Source organism: Moraxella sp. CTOTU46711, assembly GCF_031975715.1.
Classification (GTDB): Bacteria; Pseudomonadota; Gammaproteobacteria; order Pseudomonadales; family Moraxellaceae; genus Faucicola.
The window spans coordinates 111310-136679 of sequence record NZ_DALYMP010000006.1; the positions used below are offsets into that span (position 1 = coordinate 111310).

23 protein-coding genes are annotated in these 25370 nt (G+C 45.0%); 18 read left to right on the plus strand and 5 right to left on the minus strand.

Translation table 11 applies throughout. The annotated features are described in order from the left end of the window. Positions 1-57 precede the first annotated feature (57 nt). The 8 genes from RTJ53_RS09165 to RTJ53_RS09200 all read left to right on the plus strand — a co-directional run bounded on the left by RTJ53_RS09165 (position 58) and on the right by RTJ53_RS09200 (position 8503). A complete protein-coding gene (locus tag RTJ53_RS09165) occupies positions 58-1638 on the plus strand; it encodes a peptide chain release factor 3 (RefSeq protein ID WP_007115798.1) in 1581 nt (526 codons plus the stop codon). Between the two features lie 241 nt (positions 1639-1879). Then, positions 1880-2131, plus strand: a complete 252-nt coding sequence (locus tag RTJ53_RS09170) for a hypothetical protein (RefSeq protein WP_312276694.1) — start codon at positions 1880-1882, stop codon at positions 2129-2131. A 184-nt stretch (positions 2132-2315) separates the two neighbouring features. Further along, positions 2316-2492, plus strand: a complete 177-nt coding sequence (locus RTJ53_RS09175; protein WP_312276695.1) for a hypothetical protein — start codon at positions 2316-2318, stop codon at positions 2490-2492. A gap of 63 nt (positions 2493-2555) precedes the next feature. Beyond that, on the plus strand, positions 2556-3386 hold the full coding sequence (locus RTJ53_RS09180; protein ID WP_312276696.1) for an RsiV family protein: 831 nt from the start codon (positions 2556-2558) through the stop codon (positions 3384-3386). A gap of 1 nt (position 3387) precedes the next feature. Next, entirely contained in the window at positions 3388-4302 is a 915-nt protein-coding gene (locus RTJ53_RS09185) for a TatD family hydrolase (RefSeq protein ID WP_312276697.1), read from the plus strand. A 38-nt stretch (positions 4303-4340) separates the two neighbouring features. After that, positions 4341-5111 carry a tRNA threonylcarbamoyladenosine dehydratase gene (locus RTJ53_RS09190; RefSeq protein ID WP_312276718.1) on the plus strand — a complete coding sequence of 257 codons (771 nt, stop codon included), beginning with the start codon at positions 4341-4343 and terminating at the stop codon, positions 5109-5111. 45 nt (positions 5112-5156) lie between these two features. Further along, a complete protein-coding gene (locus tag RTJ53_RS09195; RefSeq protein ID WP_312276698.1) occupies positions 5157-6824 on the plus strand; it encodes a GAF domain-containing hybrid sensor histidine kinase/response regulator in 1668 nt (555 codons plus the stop codon). A gap of 170 nt (positions 6825-6994) precedes the next feature. After that, positions 6995-8503: a cation:proton antiporter gene (locus RTJ53_RS09200; protein WP_312276699.1), complete on the plus strand. Its 1509-nt coding sequence runs from the start codon at positions 6995-6997 to the stop codon at positions 8501-8503. 59 nt (positions 8504-8562) lie between these two features. Here the strand turns inward: RTJ53_RS09200 and RTJ53_RS09205 are convergent, their stop codons facing one another. Continuing rightward, positions 8563-9741 (minus strand): iron-containing alcohol dehydrogenase, encoded by a 1179-nt coding sequence (locus tag RTJ53_RS09205; RefSeq protein ID WP_312276700.1) that lies wholly within the window; start codon positions 9739-9741, stop codon positions 8563-8565. A 397-nt stretch (positions 9742-10138) separates the two neighbouring features. On the opposite strand from RTJ53_RS09205, the gene nemA reads away from it, so the two are divergent. Further along, positions 10139-11263 carry an N-ethylmaleimide reductase gene (nemA, locus tag RTJ53_RS09210; protein WP_312276701.1) on the plus strand — a complete coding sequence of 375 codons (1125 nt, stop codon included), beginning with the start codon at positions 10139-10141 and terminating at the stop codon, positions 11261-11263. A gap of 208 nt (positions 11264-11471) precedes the next feature. Continuing rightward, entirely contained in the window at positions 11472-11843 is a 372-nt protein-coding gene (locus tag RTJ53_RS09215) for a hypothetical protein (protein WP_312276702.1), read from the plus strand. An 8-nt stretch (positions 11844-11851) separates the two neighbouring features. Here the strand turns inward: RTJ53_RS09215 and RTJ53_RS09220 are convergent, their stop codons facing one another. Further along, positions 11852-12763: a LysO family transporter gene (locus tag RTJ53_RS09220; protein ID WP_312276703.1), complete on the minus strand. Its 912-nt coding sequence runs from the start codon at positions 12761-12763 to the stop codon at positions 11852-11854. A gap of 273 nt (positions 12764-13036) precedes the next feature. Here RTJ53_RS09220 and RTJ53_RS09225 point away from each other — a divergent pair, with 273 nt between their 5' ends. The 6 genes from RTJ53_RS09225 (at position 13037) to RTJ53_RS09250 (ending at position 18290) form a co-directional block, all read left to right on the plus strand. Beyond that, a complete protein-coding gene (locus tag RTJ53_RS09225; protein ID WP_312276704.1) occupies positions 13037-14110 on the plus strand; it encodes a DUF475 domain-containing protein in 1074 nt (357 codons plus the stop codon). Positions 14111-14425: 315 nt separating this feature from the next. Then, a complete protein-coding gene (locus RTJ53_RS09230; RefSeq protein WP_065254149.1) occupies positions 14426-15001 on the plus strand; it encodes a TerD family protein in 576 nt (191 codons plus the stop codon). A 175-nt stretch (positions 15002-15176) separates the two neighbouring features. Beyond that, positions 15177-15929: a TIGR00266 family protein gene (locus RTJ53_RS09235; protein ID WP_036588682.1), complete on the plus strand. Its 753-nt coding sequence runs from the start codon at positions 15177-15179 to the stop codon at positions 15927-15929. 79 nt (positions 15930-16008) lie between these two features. Then, positions 16009-16617, plus strand: a complete 609-nt coding sequence (locus tag RTJ53_RS09240; protein ID WP_065254151.1) for a TerD family protein — start codon at positions 16009-16011, stop codon at positions 16615-16617. 309 nt (positions 16618-16926) lie between these two features. Next, positions 16927-18018, plus strand: coding sequence for a hypothetical protein (locus tag RTJ53_RS09245; protein ID WP_312276705.1), 1092 nt, complete (start codon positions 16927-16929; stop codon positions 18016-18018). Next, positions 18015-18290 (plus strand): RnfH family protein, encoded by a 276-nt coding sequence (locus RTJ53_RS09250; RefSeq protein WP_312276706.1) that lies wholly within the window; start codon positions 18015-18017, stop codon positions 18288-18290. Before RTJ53_RS09245 ends, RTJ53_RS09250 begins: the two co-directional genes overlap by 4 nt. 78 nt (positions 18291-18368) lie before the next feature. Here RTJ53_RS09250 and RTJ53_RS09255 read toward each other — a convergent pair whose 3' ends face one another. Then, entirely contained in the window at positions 18369-18752 is a 384-nt protein-coding gene (locus RTJ53_RS09255) for an outer membrane protein assembly factor BamE (RefSeq protein ID WP_312276707.1), read from the minus strand. Between the two features lie 321 nt (positions 18753-19073). Between RTJ53_RS09255 and fur the strand changes: the two genes are divergently transcribed. Continuing rightward, positions 19074-19511, plus strand: a complete 438-nt coding sequence (gene fur / locus RTJ53_RS09260) for a ferric iron uptake transcriptional regulator (protein ID WP_204154996.1) — start codon at positions 19074-19076, stop codon at positions 19509-19511. A 153-nt stretch (positions 19512-19664) separates the two neighbouring features. Here fur and murJ read toward each other — a convergent pair whose 3' ends face one another. Both murJ and ampD read right to left on the minus strand, forming a co-directional pair. Then, complete coding sequence (gene murJ / locus RTJ53_RS09265) at positions 19665-21251, minus strand: murein biosynthesis integral membrane protein MurJ (RefSeq protein ID WP_312276708.1); 1587 nt, start codon at positions 21249-21251, stop codon at positions 19665-19667. A 129-nt stretch (positions 21252-21380) separates the two neighbouring features. Next, a complete protein-coding gene (gene ampD, locus RTJ53_RS09270) occupies positions 21381-21986 on the minus strand; it encodes a 1,6-anhydro-N-acetylmuramyl-L-alanine amidase AmpD (RefSeq protein ID WP_409418154.1) in 606 nt (201 codons plus the stop codon). Between the two features lie 180 nt (positions 21987-22166). Here ampD and RTJ53_RS09275 point away from each other — a divergent pair, with 180 nt between their 5' ends. Beyond that, positions 22167-25319, plus strand: a complete 3153-nt coding sequence (locus RTJ53_RS09275) for a DUF2339 domain-containing protein (protein ID WP_312276710.1) — start codon at positions 22167-22169, stop codon at positions 25317-25319. Positions 25320-25370 lie beyond the last annotated feature (51 nt).

Below are 25370 nucleotides of genomic sequence, written 5' to 3' on the forward strand. Positions count from 1 at the left end.
CTTTTTTATTCTTTCTTTTATCGGTTACCAAGCCTCGCTACTTTTAAGTCAAACACTATGTCACTACATTCTGAAATCGCCAAACGCCGCACTTTTGCTATTATCTCGCACCCCGATGCCGGTAAAACCACCATGACCGAAAAATTACTGCTGTGGGGGCAAGCAATTCAGCGCGCAGGTGAAGTCAAATCACGCAAAACCGACAAACACGCAACATCTGACTGGATGAGCATGGAGCAGGAGCGTGGTATCTCAATTACCACCTCGGTAATGCAGTTTCCCTATGCCGACAACATGGTCAATCTGCTAGACACCCCAGGTCACGCCGACTTTTCAGAAGATACCTATCGTACCTTAACCGCGGTGGACAGCGCACTGATGGTAATTGATGGGGCAAAAGGTGTGGAAGAACGAACTATCAAGCTGATGGAAGTATGTCGGATGCGTGACACGCCGATTATCTCGTTTGTCAACAAGCTTGACCGCGAAATCCGTGACCCGCTATCACTGCTTGATGAAATTGAAAACGTCCTAAAAATCCAATGTGTGCCGATGACGTGGCCGATTGGTACGGGTCAGCATTTTGTGGGGGTGTACAACATCAGCGAGGATAAAACCTACTTTTATCAAAAAGGTCATGGTACTGAGATTGTCGAGATTGAGAGCCGTGACGGCTATGACTATCCAGATGTCCGCGAGAGAATCGGTGAAATTGCCTTCCGTGAATTTGAAGAAAGCCTAGAGCTTGCAAAAATGGCACATGAAGATTGGGATGTCGATGAATTTTTGACGGGTAAACAAACGCCTGTGCTGTTTGGTACGGCGTTGGGTAACTTTGGGATTAACATGGTGCTTGATGTGCTGACCCAATACGCCCCAGCGCCTAAAGACCATGACACCGTTGAACGCACCGTCAAAGCCGATGAAGAAAAATTCTCCGGCTTTGTCTTTAAAATCCAAGCCAACATGGACCCAAAACACCGTGACCGTATTGCCTTTATGCGGGTGTGTTCAGGCAAGTACGAAAAAGGCATGAAAATGAAACATGTGCGCTTGGGCAAAGAAGTACGTATCTCAGATGCCTTGACGTTTTTGGCAGGTGACCGCGAAGCGCTGGAAGAAGCGTATTCGGGCGATATCATCGGCTTACATAATCACGGCACTATCCAAATTGGCGATAGCTTTACCGAAGGCGAAACTTTAAACTTCACAGGCATTCCCCACTTTGCGCCAGAATTGTTTCGCCGTGTGGTACTTAAAGACCCACTTAAGTCAAAACAACTGCAAAAAGGTCTACAGCAGCTATCAGAAGAAGGCGCAACCCAAGTATTTATGCCGCAAATCAACAATGATTTGATTTTGGGCGCGGTAGGGGTGCTACAATTTGAAGTGGTCGCGCATCGCCTGCTTGAAGAATATAAAGTGCAATGTACCTTTGAGCCTGTGTCGATTGCGACAGTGCGCTGGGTGCATTGTGATGACAAAGTGGCGTTTGAGAAGTTTAAGAAAAAAGCCCACGACCAGTTATCTGTCGATGGTGGTGGTTATTTGACCTATCTTGCCCCAAGCCGGGTTAATCTTAAATTGATGGAAGAACGTTATCCAGAAATTACCTTTAGCGCCACCCGTGAGCACTGATAAATTGATACAGTCATCACCATAACCGCAAATAAGCTGACAAACCCTGTCAGCTTTTTTTAACCTTAAAAGGATTTTACCCAATTTACCAAACGATAACCCAATGAGGGCAAACAATAAATATTGGTAACCTAATTACTTTAGTAAAAAGCTTAAATTTTGGCTACAATTAACCCATTAGCGATAACTACTAATTTAAATAATTTAAAATTTTAACAACTACAACAAAAGTGAGGATACTATGCAATTCCCAAATGGTGTAACCAAATCAAATCTTATTAAACTTGGCGTACTTGGTGCCGCTTACTATATGTTAAAAGGTCGTAACAAAACCCAGCCAACCATTGAAAACAAAGCAAATAATACGGCACCGATTGACAATGAGCCTGCTGACAATGCTGCGGCAAATTCAAATGGCACGAAATCTGCCAAGACTACCGCATTTACCATGGGGAAAGAGCTAGCTGCTAAAGTGTTGGGTAAAAAATTCTAATAATTATCGAACACTTATCAAATTACGTTATTATATAACAGCTATATCCATAACGGCATTTGAAAACAGCCCATTAGTCCACCATTAAACGGGTATCGACTGATGGGTTTTTTTATGGCAATACTGTTAAAGGCTAAGGTTTAAAAACTAAGGCAGGGAAAGGAAAGGAAAGGAAAGGAAAGGTATGAGCATATCGAGGGTGATTAAACTAGGGGTTGCTGCCACAGCTTTATTGTTGATACCTAGACGTAGTAGTCCACGGGCTGATAAAGTAGTTACCAAGTCGCCTAAAAATCTATCCGCTAAAAATACACTTAAGCAGCCTATCAATAAAAATACTGAGCAGGATAACCATAACTAAAACAATGGCTAAAATTTTTATATTATAGGCAGATAACAAATAAAGGATAAATAGATGACATTCATGAAACCTCAAAGTCTCAGTGGAATTTGCCTGACAGCCCTGATGACGCTCATGGCAGCACAAGCTCATGCCCAAGATTTGTATATGGCAAAGCATTATCCTAAAGTCAATGAAAAACTCTTTGATAGCTGTGGACAAATTTGCCCAGAGATTGACTATTATTTTGTACAGACAGGACAAGATTGGCTCGATGCCATTATCAATAAAGATGTCACCGCAGCCATCGCAATGGCTGATGATAACCAAGATAAAACACAAGCAAAAAAATGGCAAGATTTTACCCGTAGTGCGACGCCCAGTGATAGCCAATACACGCAGCTTCTTAATACGGGGATTAGCCGATTAATTGCAGAAAATAAAACCATGGTGGCAGCACGCGGTAAAGATTTTGACAGCAGTATAGCGCCCGTGCAGATAATGGCAAAGCCGATTTATTTGGGTCATAAAAATGATTTGGAGTTGTTTGCGACGGAATTTTATCAATTCACGGGCGGCGCCCATGGTATCAGTACGACCAACTATTATGTCTTTGATATGCGCCAAAAAAAACAATTGTCGCTTGTCGATGTGCTGTTACCACAGCAAAAAACAAAACTTGAAGCCTTGGTCAAAGCCCAATTCATTCAATATCTCAAAACCCATGAGATTAATCCTAACGCGCATTTTAACACTTGGCCATTTAGTTTGACCGACAATTATAGTTTTAATGGTCAGGGCATGACGTTTTTGTACCAGCCGTATGAGATTGGTTTTTATGCGCTGGGTGCACCGCAATTGACCGTGCCTTACAGCGAGCTAAACGGCATTGTCAAACCACAGTATTTGAAATGATATGACTATGATAAATGATGCGGCTTGCTTGTTTGATTTGCCATTAATTGATACGCATACCCATTTTGATGTGGATAGCTTCGATCATGACCGCGAAATCCAATCACAATTGGCATGGGATAACGGGGTTCATCATCTGGTTTTGATAGGCTTTTTAGCAAAGTATTTTGCACAAATGGTGGCGTGCCAACAGCAAATGCAAGGCTATGGGCAGCAAGGCAAAGCCACACCTTTGGCGCATTTAGCCTTTGGATTGCATCCTTTTTATATTACTGAGCATAAAGACAGCGATTTGCAGCGGCTAGAGCAGTTTATTCAGCAATATTCACCCATTGCGATTGGGGAAATCGGGCTTGATACCTTTACTGCGCCGATGAAAACTGCGGAGAATTACGCAAGGCAGCAAGATTTTTTTGGTCAGCAACTTGAATTGGCAAAACAATACCAACTGCCTGCGCTGCTACATATTCGCCGCGCGCATGGCGATGTGATTAAGATGTTAAAAGCACAAAAATTCACCCAGGGCGGGATTGCCCATAGCTTTAGTGGCGGTATCCAAGAAGCCAAAGCGCTGGTCAATCTGGGCTTTAAAATCGGCATCACCGGGCAAGTGACCAATCCGAATGCCAAAAAACTGCGCCATACCCTTACAGAACTTGTCAAAACCGTTGGGCTTGACGCTATTGTGATTGAGACGGACTGCCCAGACTTTACGCCGCTGCCCTGTCATGGGACGCACGGTAGGCGCAATGTACCTGCCAATCTGCCGTACGTGTTGACAGCGTTATCAGACCTATTAAACAAACACAAATCCCAACTCGCCGAACAGTTGTGGCAAAATAGCTGCGCTGCACTACAAGTCAGCTGGGAGTATCCTATCCCAAACAAATTGAATATAAACCCTGACCAAGATTAAGATAAACCATGACACTGACAGCCGAAATGACGCCTGATATGACATCAACTGACGCCCAATACGAACGCCGTTTTGCAGGCACCCAAAAACTGTACGGTGCTGCGCAATTTAGTAAGTTTGAGAATCTGCATGCGTATGTGGTGGGCGTGGGCGGGGTGGGCTCATGGGCAGCTGAGGGACTGGCTCGTACAGGTGTGGGCGAGATGACATTAATTGACATGGATGTGCTAGTAGCCTCCAATGTCAATCGACAATTACCCGCTACCGATAGCAATTTTGGTAAAAGCAAAATTGAAGCCATGGCAGCACGTATCAAAGAAATCAATCCCCATATCAAATTACATTTGATTGACGATTTTTTGAGCAAAGATAACGTACAATTGTTAATACCTAATCGTGCTTTGCAATCACAGCTTAGACAGTCAGGTAAACAGCTTGTGGTATTAGATTGTGTCGATGATATGAATGCCAAGCTTGCGCTTGCGCTGCATTGCCGATTCAATAAATTAAAGTTAATTATGGCGGGCGGGGCAGGTGGCAAGACGGATCCGACCCAAATTCAGGTGGCAGATCTTAAGGATACTTACCAAGATCCGCTACTGGCTAAAGTCAGACAGCGACTTCGTCAAGATTATGGCATCAATCGTGCGATGAAAGAAAAATTCGGCATTCGTTGTGTTTTTTCATCACAGCCGCCGATTGTTGATAAGTCTTGTCAAACAGGTGGTTTGCATTGTGGCGGCTATGGATCGGCCGTTGCAGTGACCTCAGTGGTGGGGATGATGTTGGTTGCTGAAGCGTTAAAATAACCTCAGCGTTTAATTTTTATCACGTAGTAGGACGGTGTTAATGAGATGATATCATATCCTATAGCAAACAATGAAAAACAGCGTCTAGCGGTATTGGATGAGTACCATATTATCCAAACAAATAAAGAATGCGAATTTGAGCGTATTAGTGCTTTGGCTAAGGCGTTTTTTGGGACTAAGATTGTCGCTATTACTTTTTTGGATGCTGATATCCAGTTTTTTAAGTCAAGAATTGGTCTAAAAGAACATTCAACCAGCCGTGATGTTGCTTTTTGCAATTACACCATTACACAAAACGACACCTTTGTCACGCTCGATACTCACCAAGATACGCGATTTAAAAACAATCCTTTGGTCACCGGTTACCCTTATATTCGGTTTTATGCTGGCGCACCCATCGTGGTTCACGACAGCCAAGGTAGGGAATTTGCTTTGGGCGCGCTATGTGTGATTGACGACCAGCCGCATCAAGATTTTGACGCCAATCAACAACGCGTGTTAGCAGATTTGGCGGCGATGGTCAGTGATACCTTAAAATTACGTCAGCAGCGTTACCAAGCTGAGCGCGCCGATGAGGTAAAGACCGCATTTTTGGCCAATATGAGCCATGAAATTCGCACGCCGATGAATGGTATCATGGGCATGCTTGAATTGCTTGAGCAGACACCGCTTGATACGCAGCAGCAACACTATATTAAATCGATTAAAACATCCAATGAGCATCTGCTTACCATCGTCAACGATATTTTGGATTTATCCAAAGTAGAATCAGGTAAAATACGTTTTGAGAGTATCCCCGTTGATTTAGCACAGCTATGCCAAGACGTGTATCAATGCTTTTTAGCCACTGCAAAAGACAACAGCGTGGAGCTAACCTTCGATTACCCTGACAACTTGCCCAAATATGTCAACACCGATCCTGTGCGGGTTCGACAGATTTTAATGAATCTAGTCAATAACGCCATCAAATTTACCCCAAAACAAGGTAAAGTGACCATTCAAGCCATGAATGGCGGTGATAGACACCAAATCAAATTCAATGTGATTGATACGGGCGTTGGCATCAAGCCTGAATCATTGGCGGTGATTTTTGATGCGTATAATCAAGCTGATAAGTTTACCCATCGGTTATATGGGGGTACAGGGCTAGGGCTATCTGTGTGCAAAGCGTTGGCAGAAGGGATGGGCGGCACGATTAAGGTAACCAGTGAAAAAAATAAAGGCTCGACCTTTACCCTATCTCTACCAATGATAGCAACTGATGAAATCAGCTATCAGCAGTGGCACCAAAGTCATGATGAAACTACAACACAACCGCTAGAACGTCTGCCTGCCCATGTTCTGTTAGCAGAAGACAATGAGCTAAATGCCATGGTCGCGGTCAAAAGCCTAAAAAAATATGGCTATGAAGTCACCCGAGCCAAAGATGGGTTAGAGGCCGTCAACTTTTATAAAGCTGACCCTAGCAAATATCATATCATTTTGATGGATCATCAGATGCCTATCATGGATGGGGTGGAAGCTACCAAAATACTCAAACAGTCGTTCAGTCAGTTGCCGCCTATCATTGCAGTGACGGCACACGCCATGCATGGGGACAAAGAAGTATATCTTAATGCGGGTATGCAAGATTACTGTACCAAGCCCTATAAGCCAGAAGCGCTTGATGTGATGATTCAGCGCTGGCTGCATCATCTCGCCAACACGGTTTAAGAGATATTAATCACAAAATTTGCTTGCATTTGCGCAAACAATTGCTTACGGTAAAACCCTACCACAGTTTGTGGTAGGGTTTTATTTTTGTTGAAGTATTTTTGCTTTGTCACGGCTAAAAATGGCTTTGGTGACAGTGTTTTATAGAATGAAGAGCTAAAAAAACGCCTATGGGAAATTTTATTTTTTTACAAATTTTGGCAGCCGTCTGTGCCTTGTCCATTATTACCACGCTATTTAACAAGCGGATTTTGGACTTTCCACAAGCCATTGGGGTGCCCATTGTGTCGGCAGTACTGGTTTTTATTTTGCAGTGGAGTGCAAGCCTGCTCAATGGCAACGAGTTTATTACCATCAATATCACCAGTATCCAAAATGCGGTGCGTGATATCGATTTTTACGATTTTTTAATCAATGGAGTGATTTGTTTTATTTTGACGGCATCGGCGCTGACGTTTAAGGTGTCCGATCTCAAAAATTATTGGAAACCGATTGGGATTTTGGCAAGTATCGCATTGGCACTGTGTGCGCTGTTTTTTGCAAGCCTTATGTTTGGCTTTCAGTGGCTCACAGGGGCAAATATCCCGTTTGCGGTATTGCTGTTATTGGGCGCGGCACTCGGCGCGACTGACCCGATTGGCATCAAAGGCGTGCTTAGCTCTATCAAAGCGCCGCGCCATTTGATGATTAAGCTAGAAGGTGAGTCGCTGTTCAATGATGCGGTGTGTATTGCGCTATTTATGACTATTTTGCATGGTCTGCAAGGCAATGGCTTTAGCATTGTGACCACAGTAGAAGTGTTGTTGTATGAAATTGTGGTCGCAGGGATTATTGGTTGGTTTTTTGGGCAAATGACGCTGCGTATTTTAAGCGGTAAACACGAGATGGAGTCACTGATTTTGACCACGGCATTTTTGGCGTGTGGGTCGTATTTGGTGGCATTGTATGCGCATGCTTCCGCGCCGATTGCTTGTGTGGTCGGAGGCTTGATTGTTGGTAACCGTTGGCACCAGATTTTAGAAGAAGGTGAAATCACCTATGTGAATCACTTTTGGCACGCCATTGAGGGGATTATTAATTCATTTTTATTTACCCTTATCGGTCTGGAGCTGTTTATTTTAGAGCTGAACACCTCGTTGATTTTGGGCGGTGTGGTGGCATTTATTTGTCTGCATTTATCCCGCTTTTTGGCAAATTTTGCGTCTTTTAGCCTGTTGTCTGATGTTCGAAAAACCAGTTACAACGGTAGTTTGACGATTCTATCGTGGGGCGGGGTGCGCGGGGCGATTTCTTTGGCGTTGATTTTATCGGTTTCTAACGTCCCTGAATTGGAGCCTTATAGCAGCTTTTTGGTGGGTTATACCTTTATCGTGGTATTGATGTCAGGCGTGGTATGTGGTCTGGGGCTACCTGCGGTGATGAATGCGTTTTATCATAACCCCAACGAACCCACGACAGGTTTTGCAGGGTGGTATCAAAGGCTAGTTAAACGCTTTAATCGCAAAGGCTACCAGTATGTGCTCAGCGAGGATGAGCAGGGCAATGAAGTGATTACCCGTTATCAGCCGCCGCCTGTGGTGATTCAAGAGACGCCTAGTAGTGTCGGTATGGCGTTGCCACTGCCAAAAGTGATTGATAAAGATGGGCATGATGAATTGGCCCATCCCAATGGTTTTTAACTGTTGGCATAAAAAAAGACCTAGCAATTGGCTAGGTCTTTTTTTATAGCATTAGATGATTAGATGGCTGCGCGCAAAATCCGCTCAGACACTGCCAAATCATTGCTACGATGTTCACCAAGTTTAACCATATTATGTTCTTCTAATTGGCTTAAAATTGGCGCGATAGCAGACGCATCAAGGTCGACATCTGACAATCTCACTGGTAAGCCAAGCTCGCGGAAAAAGTTTTCGGTGTTAACAATCGCTTGTTCGATCTTATCCTCATCGCTACCTTCAGTGATATGCCAAACGTTTTTGGCGTACTGTAGTAACTTGTCTTTTTTGCTATCTTTGAGCTCACGCATCACCCCAGGCAACACAATGGTCAAGGTGCGGGCGTGGTCAATGCCGTGTAGTGATGTGAGTTCATGTCCAATCATATGGGTGGTCCAGTCTTGTGGTACGCCCGTGCCAATGAGACCATTGAGTGCCATTGTCGCTGTCCACATGATGTTTTTCCGCGTTTCCATGTCATTAGGGTTGGCTTTGACGGCACGGCCTTCTTCAATCAAGATTTTGAGCAGACTTTCAGAGAAACTATCTTGGACTTTGGCGTTGACTGGGTAAGTCAGATACTGCTCCATCACATGCACAAACGCATCGCCTACACCATTCATCACTTGACGCTCAGGTAGTGTTAAGGTTTTGGCAGGGTCAAGAATCGAAAACTGCGGGAATACCAGTGGGTTACCAAAGGGCAATTTGGCATGACGCTCACTATGATTGATAACGCCGCCTGAATTCATCTCTGAGCCTGTTGCAGGAATGGTGAGTACAGTACCGAGTGGTAGCGCATTTTGAATATCACGGGTATATCCTTTTAATGCTTCCCACGCTTTTTCATGGTCTTTGTCGTCATCTAAGGTGGCAGTCAATGCAACAAATTTGGTGCCATCAAGTACTGAGCCACCACCGACAGCGAGCAAAAAGTCAATGTTGTTGGCATGTACCATATCGACGGCTTTCATCAAGGTATTAAATTCTGGATTTGGCTCAATGCCGCCAAATTCAAAGATTTCACGCTGTTTACCTTGTAGCGCGGTTTTGACCTCATCGAGTGTGCCGGTTTTTTTGGCAGAGCTACCGCCATAGGTGATAAGTACGCGGGCATTATCAGGGACAAGATTGGCGAGTTCTTTGATTTGACCTTCGCCAAATACGATACGCACAGGGTTGTAATATTGGAAATTATTCATGCCGATCCTTAAGAATTTGTTATTGTTAATACATTGCCACTTGTAAAAATGCACCATGGCACTTATTAAGTAAACGTTACGCTCAAACACAGAGCTATCATAGAATAAAATAGTGAAAGCAATTGCAATAATTTGTCTAAAAAACTCGCAACAACTTTTTAAAAATAAATGCTTTTTAGAAACTGATGCTTGCTAAAACGTAGTCTTTGCTCAAGCTTCTGACAGCAGATTAACCTGTGAAAATTACGCTGTGACGAAGTTTGATAGCAACGTATATAAGTCTAAAATCCTTATAAACAAGGATGCTGCAACAATTTTTTTATCAAGTTTGTTATGACTTAAAGCTAGCAGCGTCCAATAACTCAACGAAAGATGAATCAACAATCCCGAGGAATGTATGTCTTACTCCGCTCTTTTATCACCAATTAACGTGGGCGCGATGCGCTTGCCCAACCGCGTCTTTATGGCGCCATTGACCCGTCTGCGTAGTGCTGATTTGCCTAATGGAACGAAAGGGATTGGTGGCTTGCCAACGCCACTCATGGCAACCTATTATACCCAGCGCGCTAGCAGTGGTTTGATTATCACAGAAGCCACGGATATCTCAGCCGATGCCAAAGGCTACGCAGGCGCGCCCGGTGTTTTTAGTGACGCACAAATTGCAGGCTGGAAAATGATTGCTGATAGCGTACACCAAGCAGGCGGTCATATCGCTATGCAGTTATGGCACACAGGGGTGGTATCGCATTATAGCTTGCGCCCACAAGGTCAGCCGCCTGTATCAGCATCAACCGTGGATTTGGGTGATGCGGTACGCACCTCGTTAAAAGATGACGAAGGCAAAGTATACCGTGTGACTGCCACCCCAGCGCGTGAGATGACCACCGCAGAAATCAAACAAACCGTCGATGATTTTGCCAGCGCCGCGCGTAATGCGATTGAAGCGGGCATGGATGTTATTGAAATCCACGGTGCACACGGCTATTTGATTCATCAATTCTTGTATGAGAGCGTCAACCAACGCAGCGATGAATACGGTGGTAGCTTAGAGAACCGTATGCGCTTTTTGAAAGAAATTTTAACCGCAGTCACTAACGCCATTGGCAGTGACAAAGTGGGTATCCGTATCTCGCCACTGGGTCAATTCAATGGTGTGGATGCCGGTAGTGAAGACGATGCGTTAGCAATCATCAAGCTGATTGATAGCTTTAACCTAGCCTATTTACATATCTCTGAGCCAGACTGGGCAGGTGGAAAACCCTTTACGGCAGAATTCCGTCGCCAAATTCGTGATGCTTATCACGGCGTGCTTATCGGTGCAGGCGGCTATACGGCAGAAAAAGCAGACACGCTAATTCGTGATGGCTTAATTGATGCCGTCGCATTTGGTCGCAGTTATATCGCAAATCCAGATTTGGTTGAGCGTTTTCACCAAAATGCGCCGCTTAATCAACCAAACCCAGCCACTTTTTATGGTGGCGATCAAGAAGGCTATACGGATTATCCTGCGTTAGCCCAATAATTGTACTCCCCAAAATAATCGTATTAGCAAATATGAAAACCCCGATCGTGTGATGACATGAGCGGGGTTTTTTATTGTGCTGATAAAACAAACAAATTTTTTTACTAAACTTATCATGAATGTGAATAGAAAATCTGCTAATAATAATCAAGCGGCAATAGGAAATTGTCATATTAAAAAATAGTCAAACAAAGACAAGGAGAACGAAATGAAAACACGTTTTACAGCCCCCTTATTTGGCGCAGCTATAGCCATGTTATCGGTAGCGGCAACCACCCAAACTGCCACTGCCGCGACAGCTACCAAAATTATTTTTCCAAAAGGTAGCTACTGCGCCAGTTATTCAGGTGATTTTAGCAAAACTAAAACCTATAGCCTGTATCTGCTAAAAAATCAAGATTTTGACGTGAAAGCCGCCAATATGGAAGACGGTATCCATATCAGAGATGCACGGGGTGTGCTGCGAGGTGAATGGATTGACGACAATACCTATCGTATTCACACGCGCACGAAAGGTCTGCATTATGTGACAGTACGCAGTCCATATGGCGACCAACAAGTTGAGTTTTGCGCGTATTGATTGTGTGATTAGCCAAAACTTGAAAATACCACCATTAACACCGGTGAAATGATATTGACCAAAAACCCAAAGCTCATGGCAAGCGGTACCACTTCATTTCCCCCTGAGCTTTGGATGACGGGTAAGGTAAAATCCATCGTAGTTACCCCGCCCAAACCCACCGCCGTGGTTGGGTATTTACGAATCAGCATAGGGATAAACAGTAGCGCCGTAAACTCACGTAACAAATCATTGAGCAATGCCACACTCCCCCAAACGGCGCCATACGCATCAGTCATGATAATCCCCGACAACGAATACCAGCCATAGCCAGAAGATAGTGCTAGCCCTTGGGTGAAGGTCACATCAGGCATTATCAGCGCGTACAATAAACCACCGACTGCCACACTGAGACAAAAAATCACACAGGCTTGTACGCCGCGTTTATTGACCAATACCTGCCGCAACGTCATCCCCGAATGCGACAACTGAAAACCCACCAATAAAATCAGCAAAATTAACAAGCCCTTGATGATGCCATCAATCGGCACATCCGTCATGGGTAACAATTTGCCCAGTAAAAAACCCAACACCACACAGCACAACTGAACGAGGCTTCCGGTGATGCTAAAACCTGCTTGGCTATGCTCATGGGGAAGGGCACGTTGCCAAGGATGCAGCTTGTCAAATATCAGCAAACTGATAAAACCTGCACCTAGGGTACAAATCGCCAATACCGCCACATTGGTGCCAATAAACCCAATCTGCGCGCCCAAGTTAGCAATCTGAGACAACGAAAGACCAATAAAGGTTAAAATCACAAACACCAAGTTGGTCAGTAGCTTGTCTACCAGCGGCATAAATCGTTGCGGTAATGGCAGCAAAAACCCGACCACCAAGGGGGTAAGAATCAGAACAAGGGTGATAAAGTTTTCTAACATACCGCGACGCTTCCAAACAGGGTTTAAACACAGGCTAATCGCAATATTTTGCGGTCAGCACTTGGTTTAAAAAATTAAAAGTCGCTATTGTACCCATAAATGCACCAAGTTGGCGAATATTTGCCATAATGCGTGGTTTAAGCGTGCAATCAATTGTTTGGTAACACATTTGTAGTATGATTGAGCAAATAGTTGTGTAAGATAAGCACATCCAATCATCTTACGTGTTAGATGACTTTATTAGCCGTTAATTTTTTAATTTGTAGGATTATTATGAGACATTTTTATTTCGATATTGTCTTTACCACGATTGCATTGGCAATTGCAGCGTGGTGGGGTTTTTCACATGGTGGCGTTGGCACTATGATGTCGGCGCTGTTTGTCACGCTGATTTTGGCAGTGATGGAGATTTCGCTGTCGTTTGATAATGCGGTGGTCAATGCCTCGGTACTCAAAACCTGGGATAAGTTTTGGAAAATGATTTTCTTGACTGTGGGTATGCTCATCGCGGTATTTGGTATGCGTCTGGTATTCCCGATTGTCATCGTCGCGGTGACTGCCGATATGGGCATGATGGATGTCATCAACATGGCGCTCAACAACCCGAAAGAATACTCGGCAAAGCTCATTGAGCACCATGCTGAGATTGCCGCATTTGGTGGGATGTTCTTGTTGCTCGTCTTTTTAAACTTCTTGTTCGATGAAAAAGAAGTAATGTGGTTTAAATGGCTTGAGCGTAAATTGGCACGATTTGGCAAAGTCGATGCCATGAGCGTGTTTGTGGCATTGGCGTTATTGATGATTGCGCTGTTTTGGGTAGATCCAGCGCGTAAAGCCGCGGTATTGACTGCAGGTGTATTTGGTATTTTGATTTATCTAGCCACCAATGTATTATCAAGCCTTTTAGAAGGGGCGGACGATGATGATGAATCAACCCCCGATGTGATTGAAGGCAAAGAAGTCGCTGGCGCGATTGCCAAAGGCGGTATTGCGGGCTTTTTATACCTTGAAGTACTCGATGCGTCGTTTAGTTTTGATGGGGTGATTGGTGCGTTTGCCATTACCAATGACGTGATTATCATCATGCTCGGTTTGGCCATTGGTGCGATGTTTGTGCGATCCATGACCATTTTCTTGGTAGAAAAAGGCACGCTCGATGAGTTTGTTTATCTAGAACATGGCGCGCATTATGCGATTGGCGCGTTGGCGGTCATCATGCTATTAGCAACTGTGCATATCGAAGTGCCAGAAATCGTGACGGGTTTGATTGGGATTGCCTTTATCGTATGGGCAGTGATTAACTCTATCAGCTACCGTAAGCGCGAAGAAGCTTTGGCGAAAAACTAAAAGACGCTAAACACACTGGGGCTCATGCCTAACAGTAAAGATATTTAGGATGATGGCTTGAGCTTAATATCCCTTAAGCTTTTGACACATAAATATAACAGCTTAATGTAGCCGAATGGTGGACAAATTCTACCACCAAAGGTATAGTTAAAACGTGGGTTTCGGCTCACGTTTTGTTTTTTTAGGCGATTTTTTACGGTGTCTGAGGCTTTTAGTCTGGGCGCGCTTGGAGTCTGAAAGTTCAAGGCGCAGTGCATGACAACGGACATCGATTTTCTTATTTGACTTCAAAAATTTATTACAAAGGATAAAACAATGGCAATTAGCTTAACCAAAGGTGGTAACGTTAATTTATCAAAGGAAGCACCGAATTTAACCAACATGGCAGTTGGTCTTGGCTGGAACCCACGTGCCACTGACGGGCAAGCCTTTGACTTAGACGCGGTCGCGTTTTTGGTCAATGAATCGGGTAAAGTACGGGCAGATGCAGATTTTATTTTCTTTAACAACCTAAAATCATCCGATGGCTCAGTAGAGCATACGGGTGATAACCGCACCGGTGAAGGCGATGGCGACGATGAAGTCATCAAAGTGGATTTAACTAAAGTCCCAGCCGATGTGAGCAAAGTGGTATTTTGTGCGGTGATTTATGATGGTCAAGCGCGTAACCAAAACTTTGGTCAAGTAGCAAACGCTTATATTCGCATCGTGAATACCCAAGGCGGCGCTGAAGTGGCTCGTTATGATTTGTCAGAAGACAGCAGCACTGAGACAGCGATGATTTTTGGCGAGCTCTATAAGAACAATGGCGAGTGGAAATTCCGTGCGGTTGGACAAGGTTTTGCTGGCGGTTTAGGACCATTGGCTGCATCATATGGCGTTGCTGTTTAGTTTTTTGGCTAAAATCTTTTAATAATTTTTTAACAATGGGGTGGCATCGGCTTGCCCCTTTTTTTCAGCATAACCATTTTTTAGCCTGAGCACTTTTTTAAGCCTAAGGGCTTTTTCAAACTTAGCTACTTTTATTATCATTTTTGCCACTTAGTTTATAAGGATACATTAACCTATGGCAGCGACGTTTAGTATGATTGGGACGATTGAGCCATTTTTGCATTGTAATCTCAAAAAAGGCGATTCGATTTATTGCGAATCCAATGCCATGGTCATGATGGAGTCAAATCTTGAGCTTAAAGGTCAGATGCGTGGCGGCATCATGCAAGCTTTGATGCGCCGATTTGCCAATGACGAGTCGATTTTTCAGCAGCAAATTGAAGCGGTCAATGGTGAGGGTGACTGCTTACTGGCGCCCACACTTGATGGCGATATGCAAATTTTGGACGTCGGCGCCAATCAGTATACGCTTAGTGACGGTGCCTTTGTGGCAGCGACCCATAGCGTTGATTTGCGTGCCAATATTCAGCGCAATTTAGGCGGTGCTATATTTGGGGATACGGGTGGCTTTATGGTCATGCAAACGCAAGGTCAAGGTCAGCTCGTGGTATCGGGGTTTGGCTCTTTGTTTGAGATTGATGTCACGCCTGATAAAGATGTGATTATTGATAATGGTCACGTGGTATGCTGGGATAGCCGACTGCAATATAGCCTGTCAATGGCGACCAGCCAGAAAAAAGGCTTTTTGGGCAATATCATCAATTCAGTCACGAGCGGCGAAGGCATGGTACTAAAGTTCTCAGGTCAAGGCAAAGTAGTGATTTGCTCGCGCAACCGTGATACTTACCAAGGCTGGATTCAAAGTTTACTGGGGTCAAACTCAGGCGGACGCGGTGGCAATGAAGGTATTTTAGGCGGTTTGTTATAGTCAGTTTGTGCTAAACCGTTGTTAAAATCTTAAAACATAGCTAGATAGAATAGTAAAAAAATAAAATAAGGAAACCAACATGGCAGTGAATTTATCGAAAGGTCAAAAAATCTCGCTAGAAAAAGAAGCAGGTGGCGCACTCAGCCAAATCAAAATGGGTCTGGGTTGGGATGTCGGTGCTGCGCCGCAAAAATCAGGTGGATTTTTGGGTGGCTTGTTTGGCGGTGGTGGCAGTGGCGGCGGCAGCATTGACTTGGATGCGTCGTGTATCATGCTTGATGCCAACAAACAAATGGTGGATGCGATTTGGTTTGGACAATTGCAGTCAAAAGACAGTAGCATACAACACACAGGCGACAATCGCACCGGTGCTGGCGATGGCGATGACGAAGTGATTAATGTCAATTTATCTCGTATCCCTGACCATGTGCAAGCCTTGGTTTTTACTGTCAATAGCTTTACAGGTCAAACTTTTGCCACGGTCAATAATGCGTTTTGTCGTTTGGTAAATGCCAGCAATAATAGTGAAGTTGCCCGTTATGATTTGTCGGCCCAAGGCAGTCATACCGCGCTGATTTTGGCAAAAATTTATCGCCATAACGGTGAGTGGAAAATGCATGCCATTGGTGAAACCGCGTCAGGTCGTACCTTTCATGATTTGATGCCTGCGATTTTACCGCACGTGTAACCGCGATTTTTAATCTGAAGCCATAAAGAAAGCCCTGTGATACGCAGGGTTTTTTATTTTGACAGCTATTTTTGATAAGTTTGTGTGGATTTTGCGTTGGTGGGTTTTGCATACGGTGTGGGTTTGCTAAAATAGCGGCGATTTAGTTTTGCACTGTTGAATTTTACAGTCAGTTCTTTTAACGTTACTTTTTTCAAAGTCGCTTTTTTTAAGTCATTTTTTTTCAATTCACTTTTTTAAAAGCACTTTAGCGAAGCGAATCAAATAATTTTATGACAACAACCCACCGCTACAAAGGAATCCAACACCATGCCATTTAATCGTTTACAGCCGATTTTGATAGCAAGTTTGCTGCCGCTGCTGGTTTTTACTTGGTTTAGCCGTGACTACATTGGGCAGATTGATTTTTGGTTGTTGTGGCTGGTGGCGATGACCTTGGTCGGGTTGCCATTGGTGTTTGCAGAGATTGGTTTGGCGCATCGTAGTGGTACGTCGCCGCTGGTCGGTCTGCCCATGTTGACCCGTGAAGCTGACGTGTCAACGGTTTGGCGCGGGTTTGGTTGGCTGACTATTGTGCTGTTGCTGGCGGTTGTGGGGCATTTACTGGCGAGTAGTGGCGAGATTATCCATCCGCTGGTAAGCAATATTGCGCTCCCTGCCTTGTTAGCCATCATGGTCTTGATAGTGATTGGTTTGAGTTTTATTAAGCATTTGGCAGGTTGGTTGGCGGTCGGTTTTGCCGTTGGCGCGTTGGTGGTCAATGTCATGCAGGGTGGGTTTGTGGTGTGGCAGATGACAGCGACGTCCTTGACGGAGTGGGCAGGGGCGGTAGTGTTGGCGCTGGTCTGTGTGGGCGCAGGTACGGGGCTATACTGGCATGCGCGCACCCACCAAATGCTCACGATGAGCACTACAGCTGCCGATGACGCACGCGAATCCGCGAGTCGCTATGTATTACCAGTGTGGAGTTTTCAGTTACTAGCGGGTGCGCTGATTGCCATGACTTTATCGCCAAATAGCACGATAGCGGCAGTATTGAATGCATTGGCGATGCTGGCAGGGGCAGCGTATTTACTGCATATTTTGACCCATCAAGTGTCATTACGTTGGCAGCAACAGCAATTTAATTTTTTGGCATTGGTGGTATTAGCGGTGCTTAGTCTTACGCTAGCCATGGTGCCAACTGCTTGGCTCAATCAGCTGATTATTGTGATTAGTTTAGTCACGGCGGTATGGCTAGCCGTATTTGCAGGGTGGCAAATGAAAATCAGCCATTTGCGCAAATCATTGAATTTTAGCTCAGAAGGCTTATATAACCTTTGGCGCATTGCGGTGCGCATTATTGTGCCATTGGCGGTGATTTTGGCAATGGTGGGGTGGGTGCTAGGATTGGCAAAATGATTACCGTAGATATAGCCTTTGCGCCCGATAGCCAAACACAGTTGCGGTTAACCCTGCAACTTGCTGATGATAGCCGGGTGATTGATGCAGTCAATGCCACAGGCTGGCAACAGCAGTATCCGCAGATTTTTAGCTATAGTGTCGGTGTGTTTTCCCATAAACTAGACTGGCAAAGTGCTATCAACACAGGTGATAGAATCGAAATCTATCGCCCTTTGACCATCGACCCGCAAAACAAACGCAAATTACTGTCTAAAAATTTCAACCGATAAGGGCGTGACCCAGTATTATTGTGTAGTGCATAAAAAAAGCCAATCACAGCAATGATTGGCTTTTTTAATCAAAAAAACTTACTGAGTCACCGCTGGGCGCTCGATACTGGTGACAATACCATTTTGGTCAAAATAAATTTTGGCGTATTGTTGGGCGTTGTGAATCGCTGGCTTGTTGGCGCGTTTGGCGTTAGTACCTGGGGTAAAATCATACAGGTAATCCCAACGTACCGGATTTAGGGTGTCTCTAAAGGTTGGGCTACCTAGTATATACAGCACTTGATTGGCATTCATACCCACTTGCACTTGGCTTAATTTATCTTCATGAATCGGCTTGCCTTGTGGGATATCGATTTTGTACACGCTAAACCATGAGCAACCTGGTAATACGCTGACGCTGCTAATTACGGCAACCAAAGGCAGGACTGCCAGTTTTTTTGATAGTGTTTTGATAGATGTCATTTGTCAAACCGCTTTGAGATGGTGAACGATAAAATTTACGACTTATCATACGTGATTTGGGTTTTTTTGCCTACCTATTGACCCTAAAATTTAAATTATTTTACATACAGTTAATGTTTGGGTGTAAAACGCCGCTGTGATTTGGTATTTGGCGTTCTTGTGGTTAGCCTACTTTGTCTCTAGCCTGCATTCGCTTGTTATTTGTCAACGAGCGCTTTTGCCAGTGATGTCACGTTTTTTTACTGTGGGATTTTATTGAATTTGTTATTATAGTTATAATGTTCAGTTTATAAGCGACACCTAATAGGTGCGAGGATTTGTATGTCGTCTTTTACCAACCAAGATTTGCGTCGTGCCGGTTTGAAAGTCACGTTACCGCGTTTGAAAATTTTAGAATTGCTAGAAAAAGCTGAATCCCACCACATGAGCGCGGAAGATGTGTATAAAGCCTTGATGGAGCACGGTGAAGACGTGGGGCTTGCGACTGTTTACCGCGTGTTAACCCAGTTTGAACAAGCGGGGATTGTCGAGCGTCACAATTTTGAAAACAACTTGTCAGTGTTTGAAATCGCCAAAGATGAGCACCATGACCACTTGGTATGCGACCAATGCGGCAAAATCATTGAATTTCACAATGAAGAAATCGAAGCGTTGCAAGAAAAAGTCGCCAAAGAATTTGGTTTTACCCTAGCAGGGCACTCGCTGGTACTATATGGAATTTGTGACAACAAAGATTGCCAAAATTCGATAAAGCGCTAAAACATTGTAATGCATTGATAGGTTAATGCGCTAATGTTTTGCTGCACTAAAAAAAGCGCAGTCACAAAACTCAATTAAAAACTGCAGTTAAAAAAAGCGGCTAGATAAATTTTATTTAGCCGCTTTTTTTGTCCGTCGTCTATTTTCTATTGTCTATTGAACGCTATGATGCGGCTTTAGTTCCGATAATTTAAAGCCAGCGATTAATAGCGCTGCGCCATACACCACAGCACCTACCACACACAGCGCCAATAGCGCAACAATACGAATACCTAGATGCGCGGTAACCGGGAAAAAATGAATACCAGCGGCAAGTGCCAACCCCATCGCGCCATTTGCGATGGCAAAGATAACTGCTAATCGTCGCCAAGCCGCACCAAACCGATAAATACCTTGGGTATGTAAATAAAAATATAAGAGCGCCGCATTGATAAAAGACGCTAGCGTATTGGCGAGTCCTAGCCCGGCGTGGGGCGCGATTTGCCACTTTTTAAATAACTCAGCCAGTATTAGGCTTAGCACGACATTGGCAATCACGCTAATCACACCGACTTTGACAGGGGTGCGACTGTCATGACGGGCAAAAAAAGCCGGGGCAAATATTTTAATCAGCATAAATGCCAAAATCCCACCCGATAAGCACTGTAGCGCAAGCCCACTCATCATGGCATCTTGCCGCACAAATTCCCCATGTTCAAATAGGGATATCATAAGCACATTACTAATCATGCCAAGCGCGATGGATGCAGGTACACCGACCAACACCGTCAGCCGCGTCGCCCAATCAAGCGTATGTCCAAATTGTTGATGGTCGTCGCTTGCGATACTTTTGGATAGACTGGGCAGAATCACCGTACCAATCGCCACTCCAATCAGCCCTAGCGGCAACTCACTCATCCGCTCGGCGGTATACAGCCAAGAGACCGAGCCATCGACCATGGTTGAAGCCAGTACCGTGTTGACCAGCATATTGATTTGGGTGACCGATACCCCAAACAGCGCAGGAAGCATGAGTTTTAAAATCCGTCGCACGCCAGGATGACGAAAGCTAACCTTTGGCATCACGAGCAGCTGATGGCTGTGCAATTGCGGTAATTGAATCAATAGCTGCAGCAAACCTGCCACCGCAACTGCATAACCGACCGCCAAAATTGGCTTGGCAAGTAGCGGTGCTACCCAAATCGCGCCCACAATCATACACACATTTAAAATCACCGGTGCAAAGGCAGGCAAAGCAAACCGCCCCACGCTTTGCAAAATACTACTAGCAAACGCGGTCATCGCGATAAATAACAAATAAGGAAAAGTGATACGAAGCAGCTCAACTGCCGTTACAAATTTGCTAGGCTCATGCAGATAACCCACCGCAAACACAGCAATCACCGCGGGCGCGAAGATGACTATCACGGCGGTTAAGCCTGATAAAATCAACAATAACGTACCTGCCACCCGACTGATAAGAATTTGAATGCCGAGCAAGGCTTTTTTGCTATCGGTCATGTCGTTATTTTGGGCTTGGTGTTGATAATCGGATAGTACAGGGACAAAAGCTTGGGCAAAAGCGCCTTCAGCGAACAGCCGCCGCAAAAAATTGGGTAATTTGAATGCTACTAAAAACGCATCCATCATGCCACCCGTGCCAAACACGCTCATCAATACCATGTCGCGAATCATGCCCAAGATACGTGAAAATAAGGTAAAGAAACTAATAATAGCGGTGGATTTGATAAGTTTTGACATGAAAGAATCGCTGCAAGTTTTGCCGAGAAGTGAGTGTGCTAATTGGATTTTATAGCTTGATTTGGGCGCTATTATTTTGCAAAATCGTTATCCTACAAAATTGCCATAAGATAAATTTTGGAAAATCATCTAATGGCTTATGTCACTTTTATTGACCATGTTTCTATTGAGCATGCTTCTTAATTTCACCCAATCAAAATACAGCCCCGGGTCGGATTTGCGACCGCGCGCGATATCGCTGTGACCGGCTAGATGATTGATGGTTTTGGGATAGGCTTGATAAATCGCGGCAATCACGCCACTTAAAGCTTGGTATTGCCTGTCATCAAACTCGCTATAATCATCACCCTCCAGCTCAATCCCAATCGAATAGTCATTGCAGTTTGGCACGCCCAAATAACTAGATTTGCCAGCATGCCAAGCACGCTCATCAAAGCTCACAAACTGCGTGACGCTGCCATCACGCTCAATAAACAAATGCGCGGAGACCTGCTGCTGATAGATGGTTGCAAAATACGGATACGCTTTGGGATCTAACTGATTTTGAAAAAATGTACGAACAAAATGCTCGCCTTGGTCATCTTTTAGACCAAATTCACTGGGCGGCAAGCTGATGTTATGAATCACAATCAGGTGAATATCGTTAGGGTCGGGTCGCTCACCAAAATTGGGTGACGCCACAAACTCGCATGGGCTTAAAAAACCCTGCTCAATGCTAAATCCCGACATAACCATACCCCGCCCAATCATCCAAATGGTGTTTAAAATAGTTGGTAAAACGCGACTCAATGCTGTGGCTAATTTAGCATAAAATGGTCTTATCTTCACCTTAACCGAAAGACACAGTTAAAAAAAAGCAATTTTGCAAAAAAATGGTATGCTATCGCTAAGCTGATAACAAGGGTAGGGCATCTGATGGATACGATTATAGCGGCGTTGATACTGGCAGTCGTAGGGGCGCTTTATAAAATTTTTGCCCAACAAAAAGCAATTACCCGGCTTGAATCCAAGCTCGACAACCTGCAAAAACAACTCGCTGATGTCATGGCAACCGTTTATATCCTAAGCAGCGAGGCAAAGCTATCATCTAGCCAGCAATCGGCAAGCGATATTCGCCAAAATCAGCCTGTTACTGAACCTATTACTGACCCTATCACGCAGCCCATGGGTCAAGCCACCGCGTCAGCTCCCCTTCCAGTACCCCTCCCAGCATTAGACTCTTTGCCAATGGCGAACACGCTTGACGCTTCGGTTAGTTCAACTGCGCCAACGGCAACACAGCCTTCAGTGAATGACGCAGCCCGACCGCATCAACCTAGCGTATCATCTGCATCATCTCCTTCTTTAAAAGATGATGAAAGCGCCACCAACATTGTGACATCGCTTTGGGCAAGTGCCACCCAATGGTTTTTTGGGGAAAACTTGGTGGTGCGTGTCGGTGCACTGGTGTTGCTAGTGGGCGTGGTGTTATTACTCAAACTTGCTAGCCAATATATTGAGGTATCGATGCCCGTGCGCATGGCGCTGGTAGCGTTGGGTGGCTTGGTGATAACGGCAGTCGGCTATCGCACCACTGCCAAAAAACGCAGTTACGGTTTAACCTTGCAAGGCGTCGGCTTTGCAGTGATTTATTTGACGGTGTTTGCGAGTTTTAAATTGTATGGACTACTACCAGCAACCTTAACCTTCGGCGTGCTTGCGTTATTGGCAGGGTTAACAGTGATGTTTTCAGTGTGGCAAAATGCGCTGCCGCTTGCGGTCTTGGCGTTCGGTGGGGCGTTTTTTGCGCCGATACTGGTCAGCCGACCTGATGGTAGTGTGGTGATGTTATTTAGTTATTATTTATTACTCAATATAGCGGTTGCGGCGATTGCCCATTATCGCACTTGGAAGCTGCTCAATGCGCTCAGCCTAGCGGTGACTTTTGGGCTTGCGTATGTGTGGGGATTTCGTGCATTTAGTGGCAATAGTGCAGGTGCAGGCTGGCTGTCATTACGCTGGCAACTGCTGGGATTAGTGGTTGGGCACATGGCGCTGTATCTGTTTATTGCGGTTAGATACTCTCAGCAGGTCGTGAGTTATAACCAAACGCTACTGCAAATGAACACGGGGGTAGCCAAACGCCCGATTCTATCGATAGATTCAGGCTTGTTGTTTGGCACCGCGTTACTGGGGTTTGGGCTGATGGCAAGCTTGCTCAATGATTTGCCTTATCATCTGGCCTTTGCGAGCAGTGCGTTATCGGCTATTTATTTGAGTCTAGGATTGTGGCTGCTCAAACATCATCGCCGTAGCATCGCAGGCGACCGACAAGCCAACAACCAATTTGATAACAGCTTTGAGCTACTTATTGAAGCCAGCCTTGCGCTCGGCTGTGGGTTTTTGGCTTTGGTGATACCACTGGCGCTATCAGCCAAATGGATTAGTATCGGTTGGGCAGTGCAGGGTGCTGCATTGGTGTGGCTCGGTGCGCGTACCCAAAGACGCTGGACGGTATATTTTGGGTTGGCATTACAAGGCTTTAGTATCGTCTTATTGGTGGGATTTGATACCCTCATGCGGCATTGGTATGGGCTACTGGATCAATTATCTATTCCGCACCAAACGTCTATAGTGGCGGCTTCATCCACCTTGCCACTGACCGTATTGACAGCGTGTGTGCTGCTGTCTGCTTTTATTTTGCGTCACCACAGGGTCAACATAGCGGCAGCCAAACCCCAAACGGCAGCCACACCCCAAGCTAAAACTCAGCCTCAACCTCAACCTACGGCAGTCAAAACGATGCATAAAAAGTTTCAACAAATCGCTGATAATTCCAGTCACAGCTTTGTTGCCACCGCGCTTGTGGTTGTCGGGTTTTTGCTGTATCTGTCAGCGATTTTATCCGCTGACCCCTTTTGGAACAACGGTGGCAAAACCACCAGTATCAAACTTGCCGTGGGTATGGCGGTATTTTTAATTGTGGGACAGCTGATGCATCAGCGTTTTTTTTGGCGCAGTATGCGTAAGGTGAGTCGCTTGATTTTACCGTTTGCGATGCTGAGCTGGGTGCTAGTCTGTCTCACCCATGTTAAGGTCGAGACGGTTGTAGACCTAAACGATTATCATATCAAAGCATTTAGCGGGTTGAGGCATTATTTGCTCGCCATGCTCGGCTGTTTAGCCATCGCAAAATTGCTAGGGGCGTGGCTGCTTAGTCGCTGGCACCGCGACCGACTGGATACAAGCGTTGACGCGCTCGTTTGGTTTTTGACACTGATTGCCATGCTAACTTGGATGCTGCAACAAGTGCCATTTAACTATTGGCAACATGCCCAAGAGCTTCGAGCCATTATCACTATTTTACCGACCGTGCTGGCTGTGATTGGGCTGCTGAGTTTGTTGTTGCTGCCAAAACTTCAGGCGCTGAGGGCTCGTTTGCTTGGGTGGTTAGCGGTTGATACGCTACTGAAACACAGTGCTTATATTTTGGTACCGATGACCTTTATTTGGAGTTTGTCTGCGAATTTCTCGTTAGACGGTCAGCTATTGGGCGTTTATCTGCCACTGCTCAATCCGCTGGATTTGACCCTAATCAGCATTTTACTGTACCAATCTTATGTGGCACTCAAAGTTGATAGCAACTATCGTACTATCGTTTTGGTGGTTTGCGGTCTAGGGGCATTTGTGACGGTCAGTAATATGTTGGTGCGTGGGTTTGCCAGCGTTTGGGGCACGCCGTCTTGGGAACATGGCGCTTGGTCAGTCAGTATGGTACAGACGGGGCTTACTATCTTATGGACCATCATTGCGATGGTATTGATGTTTTTGGCAAACAAAAAAGCCATTCGCTTGTTATGGTTTTCCGGTATCGCATTATTGACGATTGTGGTTGCCAAGTTGGTATTGATTGATATGTCTAATACCAGTGCGGTATTACGTGTGGTGTCTTTTATTGGGGCAGGCTTGTTGATGCTCGTGATTGGTTATCTTGCACCCTTACCGCCCAAATCAGGTAAACCCAAATCAGGCAAACTCAATTCAGACAAACTCAATTCAGACAAACCCGATGCAGACAAAAAAAGCTAAGTAAACCCTGCTAAAGCTCGTGAATAATATGGGTTATTTTTCGTATTTAAG